Genomic DNA, 16,120 nt, shown 5'->3' on the forward strand with positions numbered 1-16,120 from the left:
TTATCATCGGCCTGGCCGTGATCAGTGGTGATGGCCCTTGCCACCACAGCCGCCGCCACCGCAGCAGCCGCCCTTACCCTGACCATCAGCATGGTCGTGGCCATGATCGTGACCGTGGCCAGCACCACCACAGCAACCGCCCTGGTCGTGATCGTCATCATGGTCGTGACCATGACCGCCACAGCAGCCGCCGTGATCGTGGTCATGACCGTGATCGTGGCCGCAACCACCGGCACCGTGAACGTGACCATGGGCCAGCTCTTCGGCAGTGGCAGCGCGCACGTCCTTGATCTCGACCTTGAAGCCCAGGGTCACGCCAGCCAGCGGATGGTTGCCATCCACTTTGACGAACTCTTCGGACACCTCAACCACGGTCACCGGGCGGTGGCCATCGTCGGTTTCAGCCACAAAAGTATCCCCTTCGGAGACTTCCATGCCGTCGAACAGCTCGCCCGGTACTTCTTGTACCAGCGTCTCGTCATATTCGCCGTAGGCCTGGCTCGGTGCCAGTGTCACTTCGAAGGCTTCACCTACCGCGCGACCTTCCAGCTCGGCTTCCAGGCCAGAGACCAGGTAACGGGTGCCGTGCAGATAGACCAGCGGCTCTTTGCCGACAGTGCTGTCGATGACTTCACCGTGCTCGTCGGTGACTGTGTATTCCAGCGTAACCACGCTCAGAGGAGCTACTTTCATGTCAGGATCCTGCGGATAGAAAAAAACGGGCTCAGAATACCCTAAAAAGCGGGCCGCGCATATGCCGTGCGCCGCCACTGAGTGATGAAAAAAGCGGCAATTGCGTCAGCGAGGGACCCGCATTCCAACCACCGTAGCCTTATCAGGGACGAAACACCCCGATCACCTCTTCCGCCTCGCGCGTCTGCTTGTCAACCTCGGCAGGCGTTTGCACCTGGGTATCGCCGCAGGCGACGCAGGTCACCTTCTCGACTCCATGCTCCAGATACAGCATCATGTTGTCCAATTTGCCGCACGCCGGGCAGACCGCACCGGCAATGAAGCGTTTTTTACGTCTGGTTTCCATATTTGTTACCTCCAGGCAGCATCATATCAGGGTTTTTACATGCATCACGCCATCGAGTACCACCATTTTTCCTGCCAGGGCCTGCACGCTGGCAACCGCAAGCGGAGCCCGGTCGGGCAGCTGTTGCGGATCACCCGGGGCGCCGCGCTGCTGAAACTGGGCCAGCATGAGCTGTTATTGCCCGCAGGCAGCAGCTTCTGGCTCTGTGCCGATGCCCTCGCCGCCTTCAGCCCCCTCAGCGGTTGCGATTACGATCAGCTGAATGTCTCTTTGCGCGTGGCTCAGCCGCAGCAGGCTGGCTGGCTGCAGGCCACCCCGCTGCTCGATGCCCTGCTCGACTCGCTGGCCCAGTGGCAACGCCCGAAAGAGTGGCAAGGGGCACATGGTCAACGACTGCAGGTGATCCTGGATGAGCTGCAACAGTGCGCCATCAGCCAGCAGGGTCACTGTGAGCTGCAAACCTGCTGGCAAGCGCTGGCCAGTGGCCAGCCGGAGTCTCTGCAACGGTGGGCACAACAGGCCGATGCGCCTGTAGAAGGCCTTGCTCTGCAACAGCAGTGGCAACTGCTGCAGGCGCTCAGATTGCTCAAAGGCGGCAGCAAACCCCCCCAGGTGGCCAGCAAGCTGGGCTATGCCGATGCGGCCACACTGCAAGCCGCCTGCCAGCTGTGGGGCGTTAGTGGTGATGATGGCCAGTAGCCGATTGTCAGCGTGATAACGCCAATAAAGTCTGTGAAACGAGTCCAGTTTTTTGCCAGATGGTCGTTAACAAGGAAGGGCCATCTCCCCCCGTAATCCTTTATGCTAGAGGCATGAAGTGACGACCAACGTTTCGACCAACAGGACATCTGCCATGACGAGCAAAGCCAATCAATCCCAGGGCATGTTGCTGTTTCACCTTTCGGCCAAACAATCCTTTGCCATCGGCACCCTCAAGGTGAAGGAGATAGTGCCCTACACCCAGCTGACGGCAATGCCGCACTCGCACCCGACTGTGCTGGGGGCCGCCAATATGCGTGGCTCCACCATTCCGGTGATCGATATGGCGATGGCCGTAGGTTATCGCGCCATCAGTAAGGCGGAGATGCCCCACTGCTTCATCATCATCACCGACTGCCGCCGCACCCTGGTAGGCTTTCTGGTACGGGGCATCGACAAGATCACCGAGTGCAACTGGCGCGATATCGAGTCACCGCCCGCCGCCCTCGGCCACAATGTGTTCGTGACCGGTGTGACCCGGGTCAATGACCAACTGATCCAGCTGCTAGATGTGGAGCTGATCCTCTCCCGGGTCTATCCGGATGATCCGAGCCACCTCTATCCGGTGCTGACCGATGTGCAGCGGGAACGGATCAAACCGATGCGGATCCTGCTGGTCGATGACTCCTCGGTCGCTCGCCGTCAGCTGATGGCAGCGCTGGACTACATCAATATCCCCTATGAGGTCTGCACCAATGGCAAGGATGCACTGACTCTGATGCAGCAGCGGGCAAGCCAGAAGAGCCCCATCGACATTCTGGTAAGCGATATCGAGATGCCGGGGCTCGATGGCTATGAGCTGGCCTTCGAGGTACAGAGCAACAGCAAACTGGCGGGGGCCTACATCATTCTGCACACCTCGCTCTCCAGCGAGATCAGTGTGGAGCGAGCCTATCAGGTGGGTGCCCATGAGGCACTGACCAAGTTCGAGGCCAACGAGCTGATCCAGGCCATGCTGCGCGGCGCTGAACATCACGATCGCCTGCTGAAATAAGCCAATGACTGGCGGGAGGTGCACACCTCCCGTCCTCCTTATCTTCGACCCAGACCGACTGACCCCATGCTGACCGAGAGCCACTTCCACGCCCCCTGGTGGGCCCGTAATCCTCATCTGCAGACCATATTGCCCAAGTGGCTGCGCCGCACGCCTGCCCGTTTTGTCGCGGAGCGGTTTGAACTGCAGGATGGGGACTTTGTCGACCTCGCCTGGAGCGGGGAGGTCAGCCTTGACGAGCGGCCATTGGTGGTGGTGTTTCACGGGTTGGAGGGGAGCATTCACTCCCACTATGCCAAGGGATTGTTCGGCCATCTGCAGCAAGAGGGCAACGAGGCGGTGCTGATGCACTTTCGCGGTTGCAGTGGCGAGCCCAATCGCCAGCTGCAGGCCTATCACTCCGGCGCCATCGGTGATGCGCAGGAGCTGATTGCCGAGCTGAGCCAGCGCTTTCCGGGCAAACCGCTGATCGCCATCGGCTTCTCACTTGGCGGCAATATGCTGGTCAATCTGCTGGCGCGGGCCTGCCCCGCAGCACTGCAGGCGGCAGTGGTGGTCTCGGCCCCGCTGCAACTGGCGAGCTGCGCCGAGCGAGTCAATCAGGGCTTCTCGAAGGTCTATCAGAACTATCTGCTACGCACCATGCGCCACAACCTGCTCAGCAAGATACGCCAGCAGCAGCAAGCAAGTGAACGCTGGCAACCCCGACAAGTGGAGCAAATTGCTACCCTGCGTGATTTTGACGAGCAAGTCACCGCCCCCCTGCACGGCTTTCACAGCGCCAGCCACTACTACCAGAGCTGCTCCGGTCTGCCGCTGCTGCGCCAAATCCCGATCCCGACCCTGGTCATCCACGCCGCCGACGATCCCTTTATGTCACACGCGGTCATTCCCCGACCGGAACAACTCTCGCCCACGGTGTGCTATGAGTTGAGCCAGCGTGGCGGCCATGTCGGCTTTCTGCACGGCACGCCCTGGCGGCCACGGTTCTGGCTGGATGAGCGGATCAGCCGCTGGATTGCCGAACAGCATCACTCTGCGACGCAGAACTGATTGCGCCCCAACGCCTTGGCCCGATAGAGCGCCTGATCGGCCCGCTCCAGCAACGGGTCCGCCCCTTCGCCAGACACTCTGCTGGCAATTCCCTGACTCACCGTCACCCAGGCGGCGACATCGGATGCCAGATGTTCCAGCTGCAGGCTGGCCAAGCTATCTTGCAGCCGCTGCGCCACGCTGGCCGCCGCCTGACGGTCGGTATTGGGCAGCAGCAGCACAAACTCCTCCCCGCCATAACGGGCCACCAGATCAGATGGCGTGCGTACCGCACGATTGAGCGCTTGTGCCACCTCCTTGAGGCAAATATCCCCCACCTGATGGCCGTAGTGATCGTTGAAGCGCTTGAAATGATCCACATCGATCAGGATGAGCGAGAGCGGGGCGCCGCTTTCCAGGCTATGGGCCAGTGCACGCTCCAACTCGATATTGAAATGCCGTCGGTTGGCGACGCCGGTCAGGGGATCTTGCCTGGCGAGCAGATCAAGTTGCCGCAGCAGCATCAGATTTTCATGCTCCCGCACGCTCGCCAGCTCAAACCTGCGGTGCAACATCCGCCGCCCCACTTCCAGTGCGATAACGCCAAACAGCACACCCAGCAGGTAGATCTGGGGAAAATTGACGCGTAAAAAGAGCTCGAACCCCACGCCTATCGTCATCGGGCCAACGAGATAGCCGTAAAACACCTTGCGATCGGGATACAAAGCGATGAGCGCGGCCAGCAGGTTGAGCTGCATGATCCCGTTGGCATAACTGAGCCCACCCCGCAGCTCCACCTGACTAATGGTGTAGATATGCAGAGTCCAGAGCCCGCCCCAGAGCACCATCACCAGCGCGGCGATCCGTAACCAGAGGCGATCTTGAAGAGGGTCACAAAACAGGTTGACAGCAGGTAACAGCAACAGCGCCATCATGACCAGGGCAAGTTCACTCTGAAAACGCCATGGCAAGTGGTCATCACTGGCGAGCCCGACCTGATGGTAAACTTCGTAACGTATCGCAAAAAAAAACACCATCAGCCAGTTCAACAACCAGAACCACACCATGCCACGGGCAATCGCCTGTCGACGTGCGCGGTCCAGATGCTCAGTCAGGGTTAACGGCGCGCGGCGCTGCGCTTCAGACAACATCTCTCAGACTCCGGTGAAAGGGTAAAAAGTGATTGCATTCACAGGATTCAGCACAACAATAAGCTGGATAATTATCTCTATTCGCATTGAGACCCCTGCATGATCATTCCCTGGCAAGAACTGAACGGCGACACCCTGACCCACCTGATCGAACACTTTGTGTTGCAGGAAGGAACCGAGTATGGCGAGCAGGATGTGCCGCTTGACGTCAAAGTCGACGCAGTGAGAACACAATTACAACAAGGCAAGGCAGTCATCGTCTATAGCGAGCTGCACGAATCGGTGAATATCGTGATGAAAGACCGCTTCATCGAGCAGTCTTGACCAAACCGAAATCCTGACCTTATAACGGAATTCCCAAGGAAGAGAGAATCCCATGTCGGCCAAGCACCCCATTATTGCCGTCACCGGTTCATCCGGTGCCGGCACATCTACCTCCACCAACGCCTTTCGCTCCATGTTCCATCAACTGGGATATACCGCGGCGGTGGTGGAAGGTGACAGTTTTCACCGCTACACCCGACCGGAAATGGATGTAGCCATCCGCAAGGCGCGCGAACAGGGGCGCCATATCAGCTATTTTGGCCCGGAGGCCAATGACTTCGGCCTGCTGGAGAGCTTTTTCCAAGGCTATGGGCAGGATGGCAATGGCCAGTATCGCCGCTACCTGCACAGCTTTGACGAGGCGGTGCCCTTCAACCAGATGCCCGGCACCTTCACCCCCTGGCAGCATCTGCCCAGCAATACCGATCTGCTGTTTTATGAAGGGCTGCACGGCGGCGTAGTCACCGAGGATCACAATGTGGCGCGCCACGTGGACTTTCTGATCGGCGTGGTGCCCATCGTCAACCTGGAGTGGATCCAGAAGCTGATCCGCGATACCTCGGAGCGAGGACATTCGCGCGAGGCGGTGACCGACTCCATCGTTCGCTCCATGGATGACTACATCAACTTCATCACCCCGCAGTTCTCGCGCACCCATATCAACTTTCAGCGCGTACCGACGGTGGATACCTCCAACCCCTTCAGTGCCAAGGTGATCCCGAGTCTGGACGAGAGTATGCTGGTGATCAGGTTTCGCGGTATCAAGCAGGTGGATTTTCCCTACCTGCTGTCGATGATCGATGGCTCATTCATGTCGCGGATGAACACCATAGTGGTGCCGGGCGGCAAGATGGGTTTTGCGATGGAGCTGATCCTGCGCCCGCTCATCCAGCAATTGCTCGAAACCGGCAAAATAACCTGATTCAAAGGAGTTCACCATGCGGCTTGCTTATCTCTCTGTGGCGCTGCTCGCCCTGCTGGGCGGTTGCAGCAGCGGGCCGGCGGCCCCCACGCTGGAGTCCGGCACCATGCTGGTACGCCCGCTTGGCACTTGGACCTATGGCGCGGCCCCGCGCTACGCCTTGGCCGAGCAGTATCAATTCGCCGGTGAGTTGGCGGAAGGGTGGCTGGAGCCGATGCAGCAGGCGGTGAGCCAGGAGCTCAATGGTAAGGGGTGGCAGAGTGCGCCGCTCGACGAGGCGGATCTGTGGGTCGCCATCGGCGTTGCGGGCAGCAAGGATATGAGCGACGGCGAGATTTTCGCACGCCTTGGCATGACGCCCGGGGTATACGCCTCGGCCAACCAGCGCAAAGGCTCGCTGGCCATCGTGCTGCTCGATCGCAAAACCCAGAAAGCGGTCTGGAGCAGCATCATCCAGCTGACCAGCGATGTGAGCATTGCAGACAGCCAGCGTCAGGCGCTTAGCCAGCAGCTCGCGGCCGAGCTGCTTCATCGCGTCCCGACCAACTAACGCTTGTTTAGTGATAATGGATAGATAGAAAAACGGCTTGCCTCCCGGCAAGCCGTTTTTTGTAGCCTCAACCTCTTGATCCAATCCAGCCTTGGCCAGACTCGGACACAAAGCCGCACACCTTCAGATATCTGTGGTCACTTATTTAAGCGTACAGGTCAACAGCGTCACCCCTTTCTGGGTGAGGAGCGCTTGTTTGTCCTGATTCCAGAAGGTGGTAACGCTGTCAGAATATTTGGCACCGGACTCTGACTCCACACGCGCCAGCTTGTAGTAAACCCCGGCATAGGGGAACTGCACCATGTCAGCCTGGGCATCATAGGTAACGGCCAGCATCTCTTCGCCACACTGATATTGACTGTATTGATACTGGGTGGGTTGCGGGCTGCTGCACGCCGCCAGACCCAACAGGGGAAGCAGAGCGATCAATTTTTTCATTGCACTTTCCTTATTTAATGGCCTTCTATCATGGCCTCATGCAGGGGCATTGCGTGATGGCTTTATGCCAGGCTACCAACGAAACAATCGTCAGTTATCAAGCTTCAACAATTTGATAACTATGGGTAATTTGTACCGCTTTTTCCAACATCAGGGAAACAGAACAGTATTTTTCCATCGACAGATCCACCGCTCTGGCTACCTGCTTCTCTGCCAATCCCTTGCCTGTCACCACGAAGTGCAGATTAATCGTCTCGAAAACCCGCGGCACGCTATCGACTCGTTCGCCACTGACATCGACATGGCATGCGGTCACCGACTGGCGCGCTTTTTCGAGGATAGATACCACATCAATAGAGCTGCAACCACCGACCGCCAGCAGGATCATCTCCATCGGACTGGCCCCCTCACCGGGGTTGGCACCATCCAGGATCACCTGGTGACCAGACTCACTCTCCCCGACAAACTTCATCCCCTCGACCCAGCTGACCTTGGCTTTCATCTCGCACACTCTCCGGTTAATCATGATGATGGATCCCTAGCATAACGCAGCAGTATATCTCTGCCGAACAGGCGAAGTTGGAATATAACTAGATCAAAATCAACATATCCCCCTCCCATCTTCCCTAGAATGGCTAACGTAGCGCAGCAGGCATTACTCAAAGGGCTCTTTCAAAAACCCGCAAAGCCTTGTCAGCACAGGCAAAGGCTCTTATCCTACTGCGACTAATGAAAGGAATGGCAAGCAAGATTGGCGGCTTGCCCGGACGCACAAGTCCATAAAAAGACACTACAGAGGAATTCTCATGGTTATTGGCAAACCGCAAAGCGATCCCACCCTGGAGTGGTTCTTGTCGCACTGCCACATTCATAAGTATCCCGCCAAGAGCACCCTTATCCATGCGGGTGAAAAAGCGGAGACTCTCTACTACATCGTCAAGGGCACTGTGGCCGTCTTGATCAAGGACGATGAGGGTAAAGAGATGATCCTCTCCTATCTGAACCAGGGCGACTTTCTGGGCGAAATGGGGATGTTCGAAGAGAACGAGAATCCGGAACGCTCCGCCTGGGTTCGCGCCAAAGGTTCCTGCGAAGTCGCAGAGATCTCTTACAAGAAGTTCCGCCAGCTGATCCAGGTCAACCCGGACATTCTGATGCGTCTCTCTGGCCAGATGGCCAAGCGCCTGCAGCACACCAGCCAGAAAGTGGGTAACCTCGCCTTCCTGGATGTGACCGGCCGGATCGCCCAGACCCTGCTCAACCTGGCCAAACAGCCGGATGCCATGACCCACCCGGATGGCATGCAGATCAAGATCACCCGTCAGGAGATCGGCCAGATCGTCGGCTGCTCCCGTGAAACCGTGGGCCGCATCCTCAAGATGCTGGAAGAGCAGGAGCTCATTTCTGCTCACGGCAAGACCATTGTGGTATTTGGCACTCGCTGATGACCCGTCCGCAGGCCTGACTGAGGCCGTGGGATAAACAAGGCTGCTACGGCAGCCTTTTTTGATCCTCTCCCCTATAATCCCGAACGCCCTTCACTGTTCCGGCATTCGCCAAGAGAGTTTCTATGCACCTTCAATGTCCCCGTTGCCGCTGCCCGCTCCATCTTCATGAAGCCTCCCAGGGGCGCTATTGCGACAATAAGCATCACTTCGATCCGGCGCCGGAAGGTTATCTGGATCTTATTCCCGGCAAGAAGAACCCCAAAGACAGCGACAGTCGTGCCCTGATGCGCGCCAAGCACCATTTTCTGGAAGCCGGACACCAACTGCCGCTGGTCGAGGCCATGGCCTCCCTGCTCTCTCCCCTTGCCCCGCAAGAGCTGATCCATCTGGGATGTGGTGAAGGCTACTACTGCCGCGCGCTGGCAGAGCGCCTGCCCGGCTGGCAGTTTGCTGGCATCGACATCGCCAAGAACACCATTTTTGCCGCCAAAAAAGCGCAACCGGACGGCCAATTTGTCATTGCCGATCCCGCCCGTGCGCCGCTGCAACCGGGCTCGGCTCAAGTGCTACTGGTCAACGATCTCAAGATCAAGACCGAACAGCTAGTCAGCTGGCTGGCCCCCGGTGGCTATCTGCTCTATCTGCAGCCAGGCCCCCGCCATCAGTGGCAACTGCGGGTCAGTATCAACCCGGTGAGCATGGAGCACCCCCTCAGCTGGCCAACCCTCGGCGGCCTCAATCCAGTGGCCCAACAGCGCTGCCAGTTCAGCCTCACCATGGATCAGGCCCTGCGCAGCTTCATTCTGGAAACCAGCCGCCTCGGCTGGCGGGCAACCGGTGAGCAGCGTCACGCTTTCGCTCAACAGGGCCCGGATGAACTGGCACAGGATCTGCTGCTGACCCTGTGGCAAAAACCGCTCTGATAGCGTTCAAAACGGCAGTGTTTTTTGCAAACACTGCCGCGTTCATGTTTACCAACAAAATCTAATCAATTGATTTTTAACAACAAAAGTACAGTTCGCTCGCCCGCCCAATAATGACAAGAAATGCATCAAAAAGTAACTCTCCTCTGATTCAGCTCCAGTCAAGGTTGACCGCTCTACCTTGTTCCCATCGGTTCAATCCCGATCCAACGAACAAAGACCGAAACAGGTCCACGTGTTTACATCAGAGGAATAACGCATATGAAGAAGTCTGCACTGACTATTGCTATCTCCAGCCTGCTGCTGGCGAGTGGCGCTCATGCTGCTACCGTTTACAACCAGAATGATACCAAACTGGACATCGGCGGCCGTGCACAAGGTGCTTACTACGGCACTGACGACAAGGGTTCCGAAGGTGACCAGAGCTACTTCCGTGTAAACATGCGCGGCGAGACCAAGATTGCTCCCGAGATGAAGGCATTCGGTTTTGCCGAGTACAACCTGCCGACCTCCGGTTCTGACAACGACGAGTTGCGTTATGCCTATGCCGGCATCAAGCACGACCGTTTCGGCGCATTCAGCTATGGTCGTCAGGATGGCCTGTTTGCCATCGTGAACGACTACACCGACGTTCTGCCCGAGTGGGGCGGTGACGGCCTGGGCAAAGGCACCGAAGTATTCGGTACCGGCCGCACCAATGGTGTTGCCAAGTACATGTTCAACCAGAATGGTCTGACCCTGGGTGCCCAGTTCACTGGTAACAACACCGCCCAGAATGAGGACCGTTCCCTGACCTCTTGGAAGAAAGGTTCCAAAGAAGGTTTTGCCGTAGCGGCATCCTATGATTTCGCTATGGGCTTGGGTCTGTCTGCAGCTTATAACCAGGCTGGCAAAACTGCAGACCAGGTTAAATTCGCCTCTTTCGGCGCTGACAGCGATGCCAAATTGATGGGCTTCGGTGCCAAATATGCGGTCGGTGATCTCTACTTGGCTGCTACCTATGCTCACGGTGAAGATCACATCTTCGTCAAGAATGGCTATGCCGAGAAGAGCGATGGTTATGAAGTTGTTGCCCAGTACACCCTCGGCAAGTTCAAGCCTTCTCTGGCTTACCTGCGCACTGACGTGAAGAATGACACCAATGTCAGCTTCGATGACACCCTGACCGAATATGTATCCATCGGTGCCTGGTACAACTTCACCAACAACTTCAACGCCTACGTTGATTACAAGCTGAACCTGCTGGATGACGGCGCTGTTTCCGGTACCAGCAAGCTGGGCCAGAACACTGACGACGTAGTTGGTGTGGCTCTGCAGTACAACTTCTAAGCAATTGGAAGTCAGTTATACCCTGTAATACCAATGTCTACTGTTTGAATTACTTCCGGCCGCTCTGCGGCCGGTTTTTTATTGCGCCTTTTCAGCGCCTTGCATATAACTATCGAGCGGATTGATGGCAATATCCGCGCCGTTGGCAGGGAGTGACAAGGAGATATTCACGGATGAGACAAGCGCGCGGGAACAGAGGCTGGCAACGCGGGTGGCTGCTGTTGCCACTGCTGTTGATATCGCTCATTTGGAGCAGCACGGCAGATGCCAGCGGGGATCCGAGCCTCTATCGTCAGCTGGGTCTGGCCGGCAAGCTGGATAAACAGACCTTCCGTCAGGCACTCAACAGTTATCAAACCGTGCGCCACAAGCGCAAAGCCATTCTGACCATCATCGATTACAGCAAGCCATCCACCCAGCGCAGGCTGTTTGTCATCGACATGAAACGCCACAAGCTGCTCTATCACACCTGGGTCAGTCATGGCCGCAACTCCGGCGAACTGGCCGCAGAGCGCTTTTCCAACCAGCTCAACTCCCGTCAAAGCTCCCTCGGCGTCTATCGCACCGCAGAAACCTATCTGGGCAAGCATGGCTACTCCCTGCGGCTGGACGGGCTCAGCCCCGGCAAGAACAGCAATGCCCGCAAGCGTGCCATCGTGGTACATGGCGCCGCCTATGCCAGCCCGACCCATCTGCGCAAATATGACAAGCTGGGCCGCAGCTGGGGTTGCCCCGCCCTGCCCAAGGAGCAGGCCAGAGCCATCATAGATACCATCAAGGGAGGGAGTGTCATCTACGCCCACGGCTAGCGGGCGCAACACCAGAAAATGCAAGGCCAGCACTCGCTGGCCTTGTTTGTTACGCTTTTCACACTAAACATGGTGCGTTATTGGCGCACCACCAGTACCGGACAGGGTGCATGACGCACCACAGACTCGGCGACACTGCCTACCAGCAGATGGCTGATACCGGAACGACCGTGGCTGCCCATCACGATCAACTCAACCTCATCCTCCTTGGCCTGAATGATGATCTCATCGGCGGCACGGCCAAAGCGAATATCAAAGGTGGCCGGGATCGCCAGGGTAGCAATCAGCTCTTTGAGCTGGGTTCTGGCCTGACGCTCCATCTCGTGGCTGATCTCGATGGCCGTCATATGCAGGATCTTGTAACTGTCAAAACCGTGCAGCTGATCAACCACGTGGATCAGCTTGAGCTGGGCCTGATGGCTCTGCGCCATAAATACGGCATAGTCGAGTACCGCGCGGGACATTTGGGAAAAATCGACCGGACAGAGCAGCGTTTTGATCGATGGCATAATGCAGTCTCCTCTCCTGATTGGGCTACTATTGAATCTTTTCTTGATCATAACAACCCGACCGCAAATAACCCTCGACCCGGTCGCAAAATGGAGATGCGAGATTTTTTCTACGCTCGGTCACGCTCAATGCCATGGTATAAAATAGGGTATCGTTTTTTCCTCTGTCCCAACGAGGCCAGCAACGAGGCCCGCTCTGATCATGCTACGCATCTGTCTGTTGCTCTGTTGTTTGTGCACGGTGGTTAATTGCCGAGCAGAGTCTATTGACGTTTATTGCGATGACTGGACCGGCTTTTGCCAACAGGATGGCAAAGGCATTTATCTCGATCTGGTTCGTGCCATCTACCAACCACTCGGCTATCAAGTCGTTCCCCATATCGTGCCCTACAAACGCGCCATCGCTATCATTGCCAAAAAAGGAGGCGATATGGCGATGGGGGTATATCGCGATGAAGTCACTGGTGTACTACAACCGAGCTATCCCGCCGCCGCCGATGACCTGACCGTGTTCATGCTGAAAAAATGGCTGCCCACGTGGCAAGGAGAAAAAAGCCTGCAGGGACAATCTGTGTTATGGCGACGGGGCTGGGCATTCGACAAATACATTGCTGTCACCATGCAGTGGCATGAAATCGATAGCGATGAGATGGCTCTGCAGCTGCTCGGCAAAGAGCGCTATCGCTATTTTCTGAGTGCGGGCGTGCTCTACAAGGAGGATGACCTCCCCCCCAGTTTGCATCGCGCCTTCCTGCGCTGGATCCCGACCTACCCCATCTTTGCCGACACTCCCCAAGGCCATCGGCTATTACAACTCTGGGATAAGGGGATGGTTGGGTTGATCCGCAGCGGGACGCTGGCTGCAATATATAAGCACTATCGGCTCTATCACTACCACCGAGGTTTTATCAGGGAGCTGGAACAGAAAGCCGCCGCCAGCCCGACCTCGAAATGATCGCCTAGCGCTGATTGTCCCCCCTCATCCCCTTCGCCAAGCGGTCATAGAGGATCACGTTGACCGAAGCAGCCAGATTCATGCAGCCCTGAGTCGGGACATAGACCACATCTTTCACCGCCCCGTAGCGCGCGGGATCGAGCGTGCCATCCTCCGGTCCGAAGATGTAGAAGGCGCGCTCCGGGTGAACATAGTCGGGCAGCGGTGTAGCGCCATCGATCAGATCGACCACCACGGGCACACATCCCTGCGGGATAAACGCCATCAGGTCATCCACCCCGAGCAGCGGGATCTTCTCCACCATCTGCTTGGTATCGGTGGCAAAGCGGCGCGCCAGCTCGAAGCGGTTACCGGTGTAGTAGACCTCGTCCACCCCGTAGCAACCCGCAGCCCGCATCACGGCGCCGACATTTTCCGGGGACTTGGGATTGACCAGCCCCACGCAGCAGAATGCACTCTTTTCCATCATCGCTCCTCATCTTGTGGCGGCCATTATAAGCCGCTGCAGGGCCACCGACCCGTTAAAAGTACCCCACCCGGCTCAACCGCTTGCCAACCCATCGCCGATGTCGATTTTTTGTGCGCGCCCCGGCATTTTTGACACGAACCGGTGACGGGCAAACGTTTTTCGACAATAATAGACAAACGTTTGTAACTGGATGTTTGTCTATGACGGAACGTGAGCAAGAGATCCTCGCCCTGCTGCGTCAGGATCCCATGATTGCCCAGCAGGATCTGGCCGATCGCCTCGGCATCAGCCGCTCCGCGCTGGCCAGCCATATCTCCAGCCTGATCCGGCAAGGCTATGTGCAGGGCCGCGGTTATGTATTGCGAGAGGGCCCCTACGCCGTGGTGATCGGCGGTGCCAATATGGATATTTGCGGCACCAGCCACGACAACCTGCTGCTCGGCGACTCCAACCCGGGCAAGGTGCGCACCTCGGCCGGTGGTGTCGGCCGCAATATCGCCGAGAATCTGGCGCGGCTTGGCAGCGATACCCGATTGCTGACAGCAGTCGGCAATGACCAGTATGGCCACCATCTATTAGAGGTGAGCCAGCGGGCCGGTGTCGATGTGCGCCAGACGCTGGTGCTCGATGGCCACGCGACCTCCTGCTACCTCAGCCTGCATGATGGCAGCGGCGAAATGAGCTGCGCCATCAACGACATGGCCATCATAGAGCAGCTCACCCCAGCCCGCCTGACTCCGCTCGGCGGCTTTCTCGGCGGAGCCCGGCTCTGGGTGCTCGACACCAATCTTGCCATCCACACCCTCGACTGGCTGTTCGAACGACAAGGGGATCACGCCATCTTTGTCGATACCGTCTCGGTGGCCAAGGTGGAGAAGATCCGCCCCTGGCTCGGCAAGATCCACACCCTCAAACCCAATCGCAGCGAAGCGGAGCAACTGTGCGGCATGACCATCGCCGGGCCCGACACCTGGCCCATGGTGGCCGCCTGGTTCCACCGTGCCGGGGTCAAGCGGCTGTTCCTCAGCCTGGGCGAACAGGGGATCTTCTACAGCGATGGCGAGCAGCAGGGCCACCTGCCGGTGCTGGGCAGTCCGGTACTCAACGTCACCGGCGGCGGCGATGCCTTTATGGCTGGCCTCGCCCATGCCTGGCTGCAACAACTCGACATCGCCCAGACCACCCGCTTTGCCCTGGGCTGCGCCGCCCTGACCGTCAATTGTTCCGATACCGTTTTTTCCGGTCTCTGCAAGACCGCCGTTGATCGCATACTGGAGGAGTACTCATGCTGAACGCTTACCTCGATATCCAACCCGAAGTCGCCGCCGCGCTGGCCGCCGGCAAGCCGGTGGTGGCTCTGGAGTCCACCATCATCTCCCACGGCATGCCCTATCCGCAGAACGTGGAGACGGCCCGTCAGGTGGAACAAGTGGTGCGCGATAACGGCGCCATTCCGGCCACCATCGCCATCCTCGACGGCCGCCTCAAGGTGGGTCTCGATGCCGGTGCGCTGGAAGCGCTGGGCCGGGCCGGCCATGCCGTCACCAAGTGCAGCCGCCGCGACATTCCGTTCGTGCTGGCGCGCAAGGGGATGGGCGCGACCACGGTCGCCTCCACCATGATAGTGGCCGCCATGGCGGGGATCCGGGTGTTCGCTACCGGTGGCATTGGCGGGGTACATCGCGGCGCACAGGAGACCTTCGATATCTCGGCTGATCTGCAGGAGCTGGCGCAAACGCCGGTGGCCGTGGTCTGCGCGGGTGCCAAGTCGATCCTCGATATCGGCCTGACCCTGGAGTATCTGGAGACCCAGGGCGTACCGGTGATTGGCTATGGAACCGAAGAGCTGCCCGCCTTCTACACCCGCGAGAGCGGCTTCAAGGTCGATTATCGCCTAGATACCCCAGCCGCCATCGCCGAAGCGCTTCGCCTCAAGTGGGAGCTGGGACTGGCGGGCGGTGCCGTGGTCGCCAACCCCATCCCGACCGAGTTTGCCATGCCAAAGGCCGATATCGACGCGGCCATTGCCCAGGCACTGCGTGAAGCGGATGAGCAGGCAATCAAGGGAAAAGCCTCGACGCCCTTCCTGCTGGCCCGCGTCTGCGAGCTGACCGGCGGCAACTCGCTCGCCGCCAATATCCAGCTGGTACTGAACAACGCGGCGCTCGGCGCCCGGATCGCCGCCGCGCTGTAATCAAAAGCCCAAATGAAAGGAGGGCCACGTTGGCCCTCCTGCTATCACATGTTTTTGATCTCGTTGCCGATGCCCTTGACGGTATCGCGCGTGCCGTTACCTATCTCCTTGGTCACATCACGGGTCGTATGGCCTATCTCTCGGGTCACATCGCGAGAGGTATGGCCAATCGTTCGACCCATTCCCTTCATCTCGGCACACCCCGCCAGTACAACGCCGGCAATCAGCACAACGAATGTCATCTGTGCAGTGTTCATGTTTGTCACGTCTCCAGC

The 16,120-nt window shown here is 58.1% G+C and carries 21 protein-coding genes; 13 read left to right on the forward strand and 8 right to left on the reverse strand.

Translation table 11 applies throughout. The features are described 5' to 3' along the window. Window positions 1-21 precede the first annotated feature (21 nt). Window positions 22-693 (reverse strand): peptidylprolyl isomerase, encoded by a 672-nt coding sequence (gene slyD, locus NMD14_15430; GenBank protein XEI32136.1) that lies wholly within the window; start codon window positions 691-693, stop codon window positions 22-24. Between the two features lie 142 nt (window positions 694-835). Further along, window positions 836-1,039 carry a YheV family putative metal-binding protein gene (locus NMD14_15435; GenBank protein ID XEI32137.1) on the reverse strand — a complete coding sequence of 68 codons (204 nt, stop codon included), beginning with the start codon at window positions 1,037-1,039 and terminating at the stop codon, window positions 836-838. Between the two features lie 39 nt (window positions 1,040-1,078). Between NMD14_15435 and NMD14_15440 the strand changes: the two genes are divergently transcribed. The 3 genes from NMD14_15440 to NMD14_15450 all read left to right on the forward strand — a co-directional run bounded on the left by NMD14_15440 (window position 1,079) and on the right by NMD14_15450 (window position 3,845). Next, complete coding sequence (locus tag NMD14_15440; protein ID XEI32138.1) at window positions 1,079-1,738, forward strand: hypothetical protein; 660 nt, start codon at window positions 1,079-1,081, stop codon at window positions 1,736-1,738. Window positions 1,739-1,892: 154 nt separating this feature from the next. Beyond that, window positions 1,893-2,792, forward strand: coding sequence for a chemotaxis protein (locus NMD14_15445; protein XEI32139.1), 900 nt, complete (start codon window positions 1,893-1,895; stop codon window positions 2,790-2,792). A gap of 66 nt (window positions 2,793-2,858) precedes the next feature. Beyond that, on the forward strand, window positions 2,859-3,845 hold the full coding sequence (locus NMD14_15450; protein XEI32140.1) for a hydrolase: 987 nt from the start codon (window positions 2,859-2,861) through the stop codon (window positions 3,843-3,845). On the opposite strand, the gene NMD14_15455 is transcribed toward NMD14_15450, so the two are convergent. Further along, window positions 3,824-4,975: a membrane-associated sensor domain-containing protein gene (locus NMD14_15455; GenBank protein XEI32141.1), complete on the reverse strand. Its 1,152-nt coding sequence runs from the start codon at window positions 4,973-4,975 to the stop codon at window positions 3,824-3,826. The genes NMD14_15450 and NMD14_15455 overlap by 22 nt on opposite strands. 99 nt (window positions 4,976-5,074) lie before the next feature. Between NMD14_15455 and NMD14_15460 the strand changes: the two genes are divergently transcribed. Genes NMD14_15460 through NMD14_15470 form a run of 3 tightly spaced genes read left to right on the forward strand, consistent with a single transcriptional unit; the run spans window position 5,075 to window position 6,771 of the window. Beyond that, the gene (locus tag NMD14_15460) at window positions 5,075-5,299 is read left to right on the forward strand and encodes a YheU family protein (protein XEI32142.1); all 225 of its coding nucleotides are present in this window, start codon (window positions 5,075-5,077) and stop codon (window positions 5,297-5,299) included. A gap of 52 nt (window positions 5,300-5,351) precedes the next feature. Beyond that, window positions 5,352-6,221, forward strand: coding sequence for a phosphoribulokinase (locus NMD14_15465; GenBank protein XEI32143.1), 870 nt, complete (start codon window positions 5,352-5,354; stop codon window positions 6,219-6,221). A gap of 16 nt (window positions 6,222-6,237) precedes the next feature. Further along, window positions 6,238-6,771, forward strand: coding sequence for a DUF4136 domain-containing protein (locus NMD14_15470; GenBank protein XEI32144.1), 534 nt, complete (start codon window positions 6,238-6,240; stop codon window positions 6,769-6,771). Window positions 6,772-6,912: 141 nt separating this feature from the next. Here the strand turns inward: NMD14_15470 and NMD14_15475 are convergent, their stop codons facing one another. Both NMD14_15475 and NMD14_15480 read right to left on the reverse strand, forming a co-directional pair. Then, window positions 6,913-7,209: an MliC family protein gene (locus tag NMD14_15475; protein ID XEI32145.1), complete on the reverse strand. Its 297-nt coding sequence runs from the start codon at window positions 7,207-7,209 to the stop codon at window positions 6,913-6,915. A 97-nt stretch (window positions 7,210-7,306) separates the two neighbouring features. Beyond that, the gene (locus NMD14_15480) at window positions 7,307-7,711 is read right to left on the reverse strand and encodes an OsmC family protein (GenBank protein ID XEI34779.1); all 405 of its coding nucleotides are present in this window, start codon (window positions 7,709-7,711) and stop codon (window positions 7,307-7,309) included. Between the two features lie 304 nt (window positions 7,712-8,015). Here NMD14_15480 and crp point away from each other — a divergent pair, with 304 nt between their 5' ends. The 4 genes from crp (at window position 8,016) to NMD14_15500 (ending at window position 11,718) form a co-directional block, all read left to right on the forward strand. Then, window positions 8,016-8,654, forward strand: a complete 639-nt coding sequence (crp, locus tag NMD14_15485) for a cAMP-activated global transcriptional regulator CRP (protein XEI32146.1) — start codon at window positions 8,016-8,018, stop codon at window positions 8,652-8,654. A gap of 125 nt (window positions 8,655-8,779) precedes the next feature. Next, the gene (locus NMD14_15490) at window positions 8,780-9,580 is read left to right on the forward strand and encodes a methyltransferase domain-containing protein (GenBank protein XEI32147.1); all 801 of its coding nucleotides are present in this window, start codon (window positions 8,780-8,782) and stop codon (window positions 9,578-9,580) included. Window positions 9,581-9,841: 261 nt separating this feature from the next. Further along, the gene (locus NMD14_15495; protein ID XEI32148.1) at window positions 9,842-10,909 is read left to right on the forward strand and encodes a porin; all 1,068 of its coding nucleotides are present in this window, start codon (window positions 9,842-9,844) and stop codon (window positions 10,907-10,909) included. A gap of 173 nt (window positions 10,910-11,082) precedes the next feature. Next, window positions 11,083-11,718, forward strand: a complete 636-nt coding sequence (locus NMD14_15500) for a murein L,D-transpeptidase catalytic domain family protein (GenBank protein XEI32149.1) — start codon at window positions 11,083-11,085, stop codon at window positions 11,716-11,718. Between the two features lie 77 nt (window positions 11,719-11,795). Here NMD14_15500 and NMD14_15505 read toward each other — a convergent pair whose 3' ends face one another. Continuing rightward, a complete protein-coding gene (locus tag NMD14_15505) occupies window positions 11,796-12,227 on the reverse strand; it encodes a universal stress protein (protein ID XEI32150.1) in 432 nt (143 codons plus the stop codon). A 202-nt stretch (window positions 12,228-12,429) separates the two neighbouring features. On the opposite strand from NMD14_15505, the gene NMD14_15510 reads away from it, so the two are divergent. After that, the gene (locus tag NMD14_15510) at window positions 12,430-13,182 is read left to right on the forward strand and encodes a hypothetical protein (GenBank protein ID XEI32151.1); all 753 of its coding nucleotides are present in this window, start codon (window positions 12,430-12,432) and stop codon (window positions 13,180-13,182) included. Between the two features lie 4 nt (window positions 13,183-13,186). Here NMD14_15510 and NMD14_15515 read toward each other — a convergent pair whose 3' ends face one another. After that, on the reverse strand, window positions 13,187-13,648 hold the full coding sequence (locus tag NMD14_15515) for an RNA methyltransferase (GenBank protein ID XEI32152.1): 462 nt from the start codon (window positions 13,646-13,648) through the stop codon (window positions 13,187-13,189). 203 nt (window positions 13,649-13,851) lie between these two features. Here NMD14_15515 and NMD14_15520 point away from each other — a divergent pair, with 203 nt between their 5' ends. Together NMD14_15520 and NMD14_15525 are read left to right on the forward strand one after the other, a co-directional pair. Further along, a complete protein-coding gene (locus tag NMD14_15520) occupies window positions 13,852-14,943 on the forward strand; it encodes a PfkB family carbohydrate kinase (GenBank protein XEI32153.1) in 1,092 nt (363 codons plus the stop codon). Next, window positions 14,937-15,845 (forward strand): pseudouridine-5'-phosphate glycosidase, encoded by a 909-nt coding sequence (locus tag NMD14_15525; GenBank protein XEI32154.1) that lies wholly within the window; start codon window positions 14,937-14,939, stop codon window positions 15,843-15,845. The genes NMD14_15520 and NMD14_15525 overlap by 7 nt, the downstream gene beginning before the upstream one ends. Before the next feature lie 44 nt (window positions 15,846-15,889). Here NMD14_15525 and NMD14_15530 read toward each other — a convergent pair whose 3' ends face one another. Further along, window positions 15,890-16,102 (reverse strand): hypothetical protein, encoded by a 213-nt coding sequence (locus NMD14_15530; protein XEI32155.1) that lies wholly within the window; start codon window positions 16,100-16,102, stop codon window positions 15,890-15,892. Between the last annotated feature and the right edge of the window lie 18 nt (window positions 16,103-16,120).

Source organism: Aeromonas veronii, assembly GCA_041319085.1.
Classification (GTDB): Bacteria; Pseudomonadota; Gammaproteobacteria; order Enterobacterales; family Aeromonadaceae; genus Aeromonas; species Aeromonas veronii_F.

Bases quoted from the DNA above. Each gene is read 5' to 3' on its own strand.
- NMD14_15440 (XEI32138.1), top strand. From the start codon at position 1,079: ATGCATCACGCCATCGAGTACCACCATTTTTCCTGCCAGGGCCTGCAC.
- NMD14_15515 (XEI32152.1), bottom strand. From the start codon at position 13,648: ATGGAAAAGAGTGCATTCTGCTGCGTGGGGCTGGTCAATCCCAAGTCC.
- NMD14_15465 (XEI32143.1), top strand. From the start codon at position 5,352: ATGTCGGCCAAGCACCCCATTATTGCCGTCACCGGTTCATCCGGTGCC.
- NMD14_15470 (XEI32144.1), top strand. From the start codon at position 6,238: ATGCGGCTTGCTTATCTCTCTGTGGCGCTGCTCGCCCTGCTGGGCGGT.
- NMD14_15490 (XEI32147.1), top strand. From the start codon at position 8,780: ATGCACCTTCAATGTCCCCGTTGCCGCTGCCCGCTCCATCTTCATGAA.
- NMD14_15525 (XEI32154.1), top strand. From the start codon at position 14,937: ATGCTGAACGCTTACCTCGATATCCAACCCGAAGTCGCCGCCGCGCTG.
- NMD14_15505 (XEI32150.1), bottom strand. From the start codon at position 12,227: ATGCCATCGATCAAAACGCTGCTCTGTCCGGTCGATTTTTCCCAAATG.
- NMD14_15510 (XEI32151.1), top strand. From the start codon at position 12,430: ATGCTACGCATCTGTCTGTTGCTCTGTTGTTTGTGCACGGTGGTTAAT.
- NMD14_15435 (XEI32137.1), bottom strand. From the start codon at position 1,039: ATGGAAACCAGACGTAAAAAACGCTTCATTGCCGGTGCGGTCTGCCCG.
- NMD14_15520 (XEI32153.1), top strand. From the start codon at position 13,852: ATGACGGAACGTGAGCAAGAGATCCTCGCCCTGCTGCGTCAGGATCCC.
- NMD14_15475 (XEI32145.1), bottom strand. From the start codon at position 7,209: ATGAAAAAATTGATCGCTCTGCTTCCCCTGTTGGGTCTGGCGGCGTGC.
- NMD14_15480 (XEI34779.1), bottom strand. From the start codon at position 7,711: ATGAAAGCCAAGGTCAGCTGGGTCGAGGGGATGAAGTTTGTCGGGGAG.
- NMD14_15495 (XEI32148.1), top strand. From the start codon at position 9,842: ATGAAGAAGTCTGCACTGACTATTGCTATCTCCAGCCTGCTGCTGGCG.
- NMD14_15500 (XEI32149.1), top strand. From the start codon at position 11,083: ATGAGACAAGCGCGCGGGAACAGAGGCTGGCAACGCGGGTGGCTGCTG.
- NMD14_15455 (XEI32141.1), bottom strand. From the start codon at position 4,975: ATGTTGTCTGAAGCGCAGCGCCGCGCGCCGTTAACCCTGACTGAGCAT.
- NMD14_15530 (XEI32155.1), bottom strand. From the start codon at position 16,102: ATGAACACTGCACAGATGACATTCGTTGTGCTGATTGCCGGCGTTGTA.
- crp (XEI32146.1), top strand. From the start codon at position 8,016: ATGGTTATTGGCAAACCGCAAAGCGATCCCACCCTGGAGTGGTTCTTG.
- slyD (XEI32136.1), bottom strand. From the start codon at position 693: ATGAAAGTAGCTCCTCTGAGCGTGGTTACGCTGGAATACACAGTCACC.
- NMD14_15460 (XEI32142.1), top strand. From the start codon at position 5,075: ATGATCATTCCCTGGCAAGAACTGAACGGCGACACCCTGACCCACCTG.
- NMD14_15445 (XEI32139.1), top strand. From the start codon at position 1,893: ATGACGAGCAAAGCCAATCAATCCCAGGGCATGTTGCTGTTTCACCTT.
- NMD14_15450 (XEI32140.1), top strand. From the start codon at position 2,859: ATGCTGACCGAGAGCCACTTCCACGCCCCCTGGTGGGCCCGTAATCCT.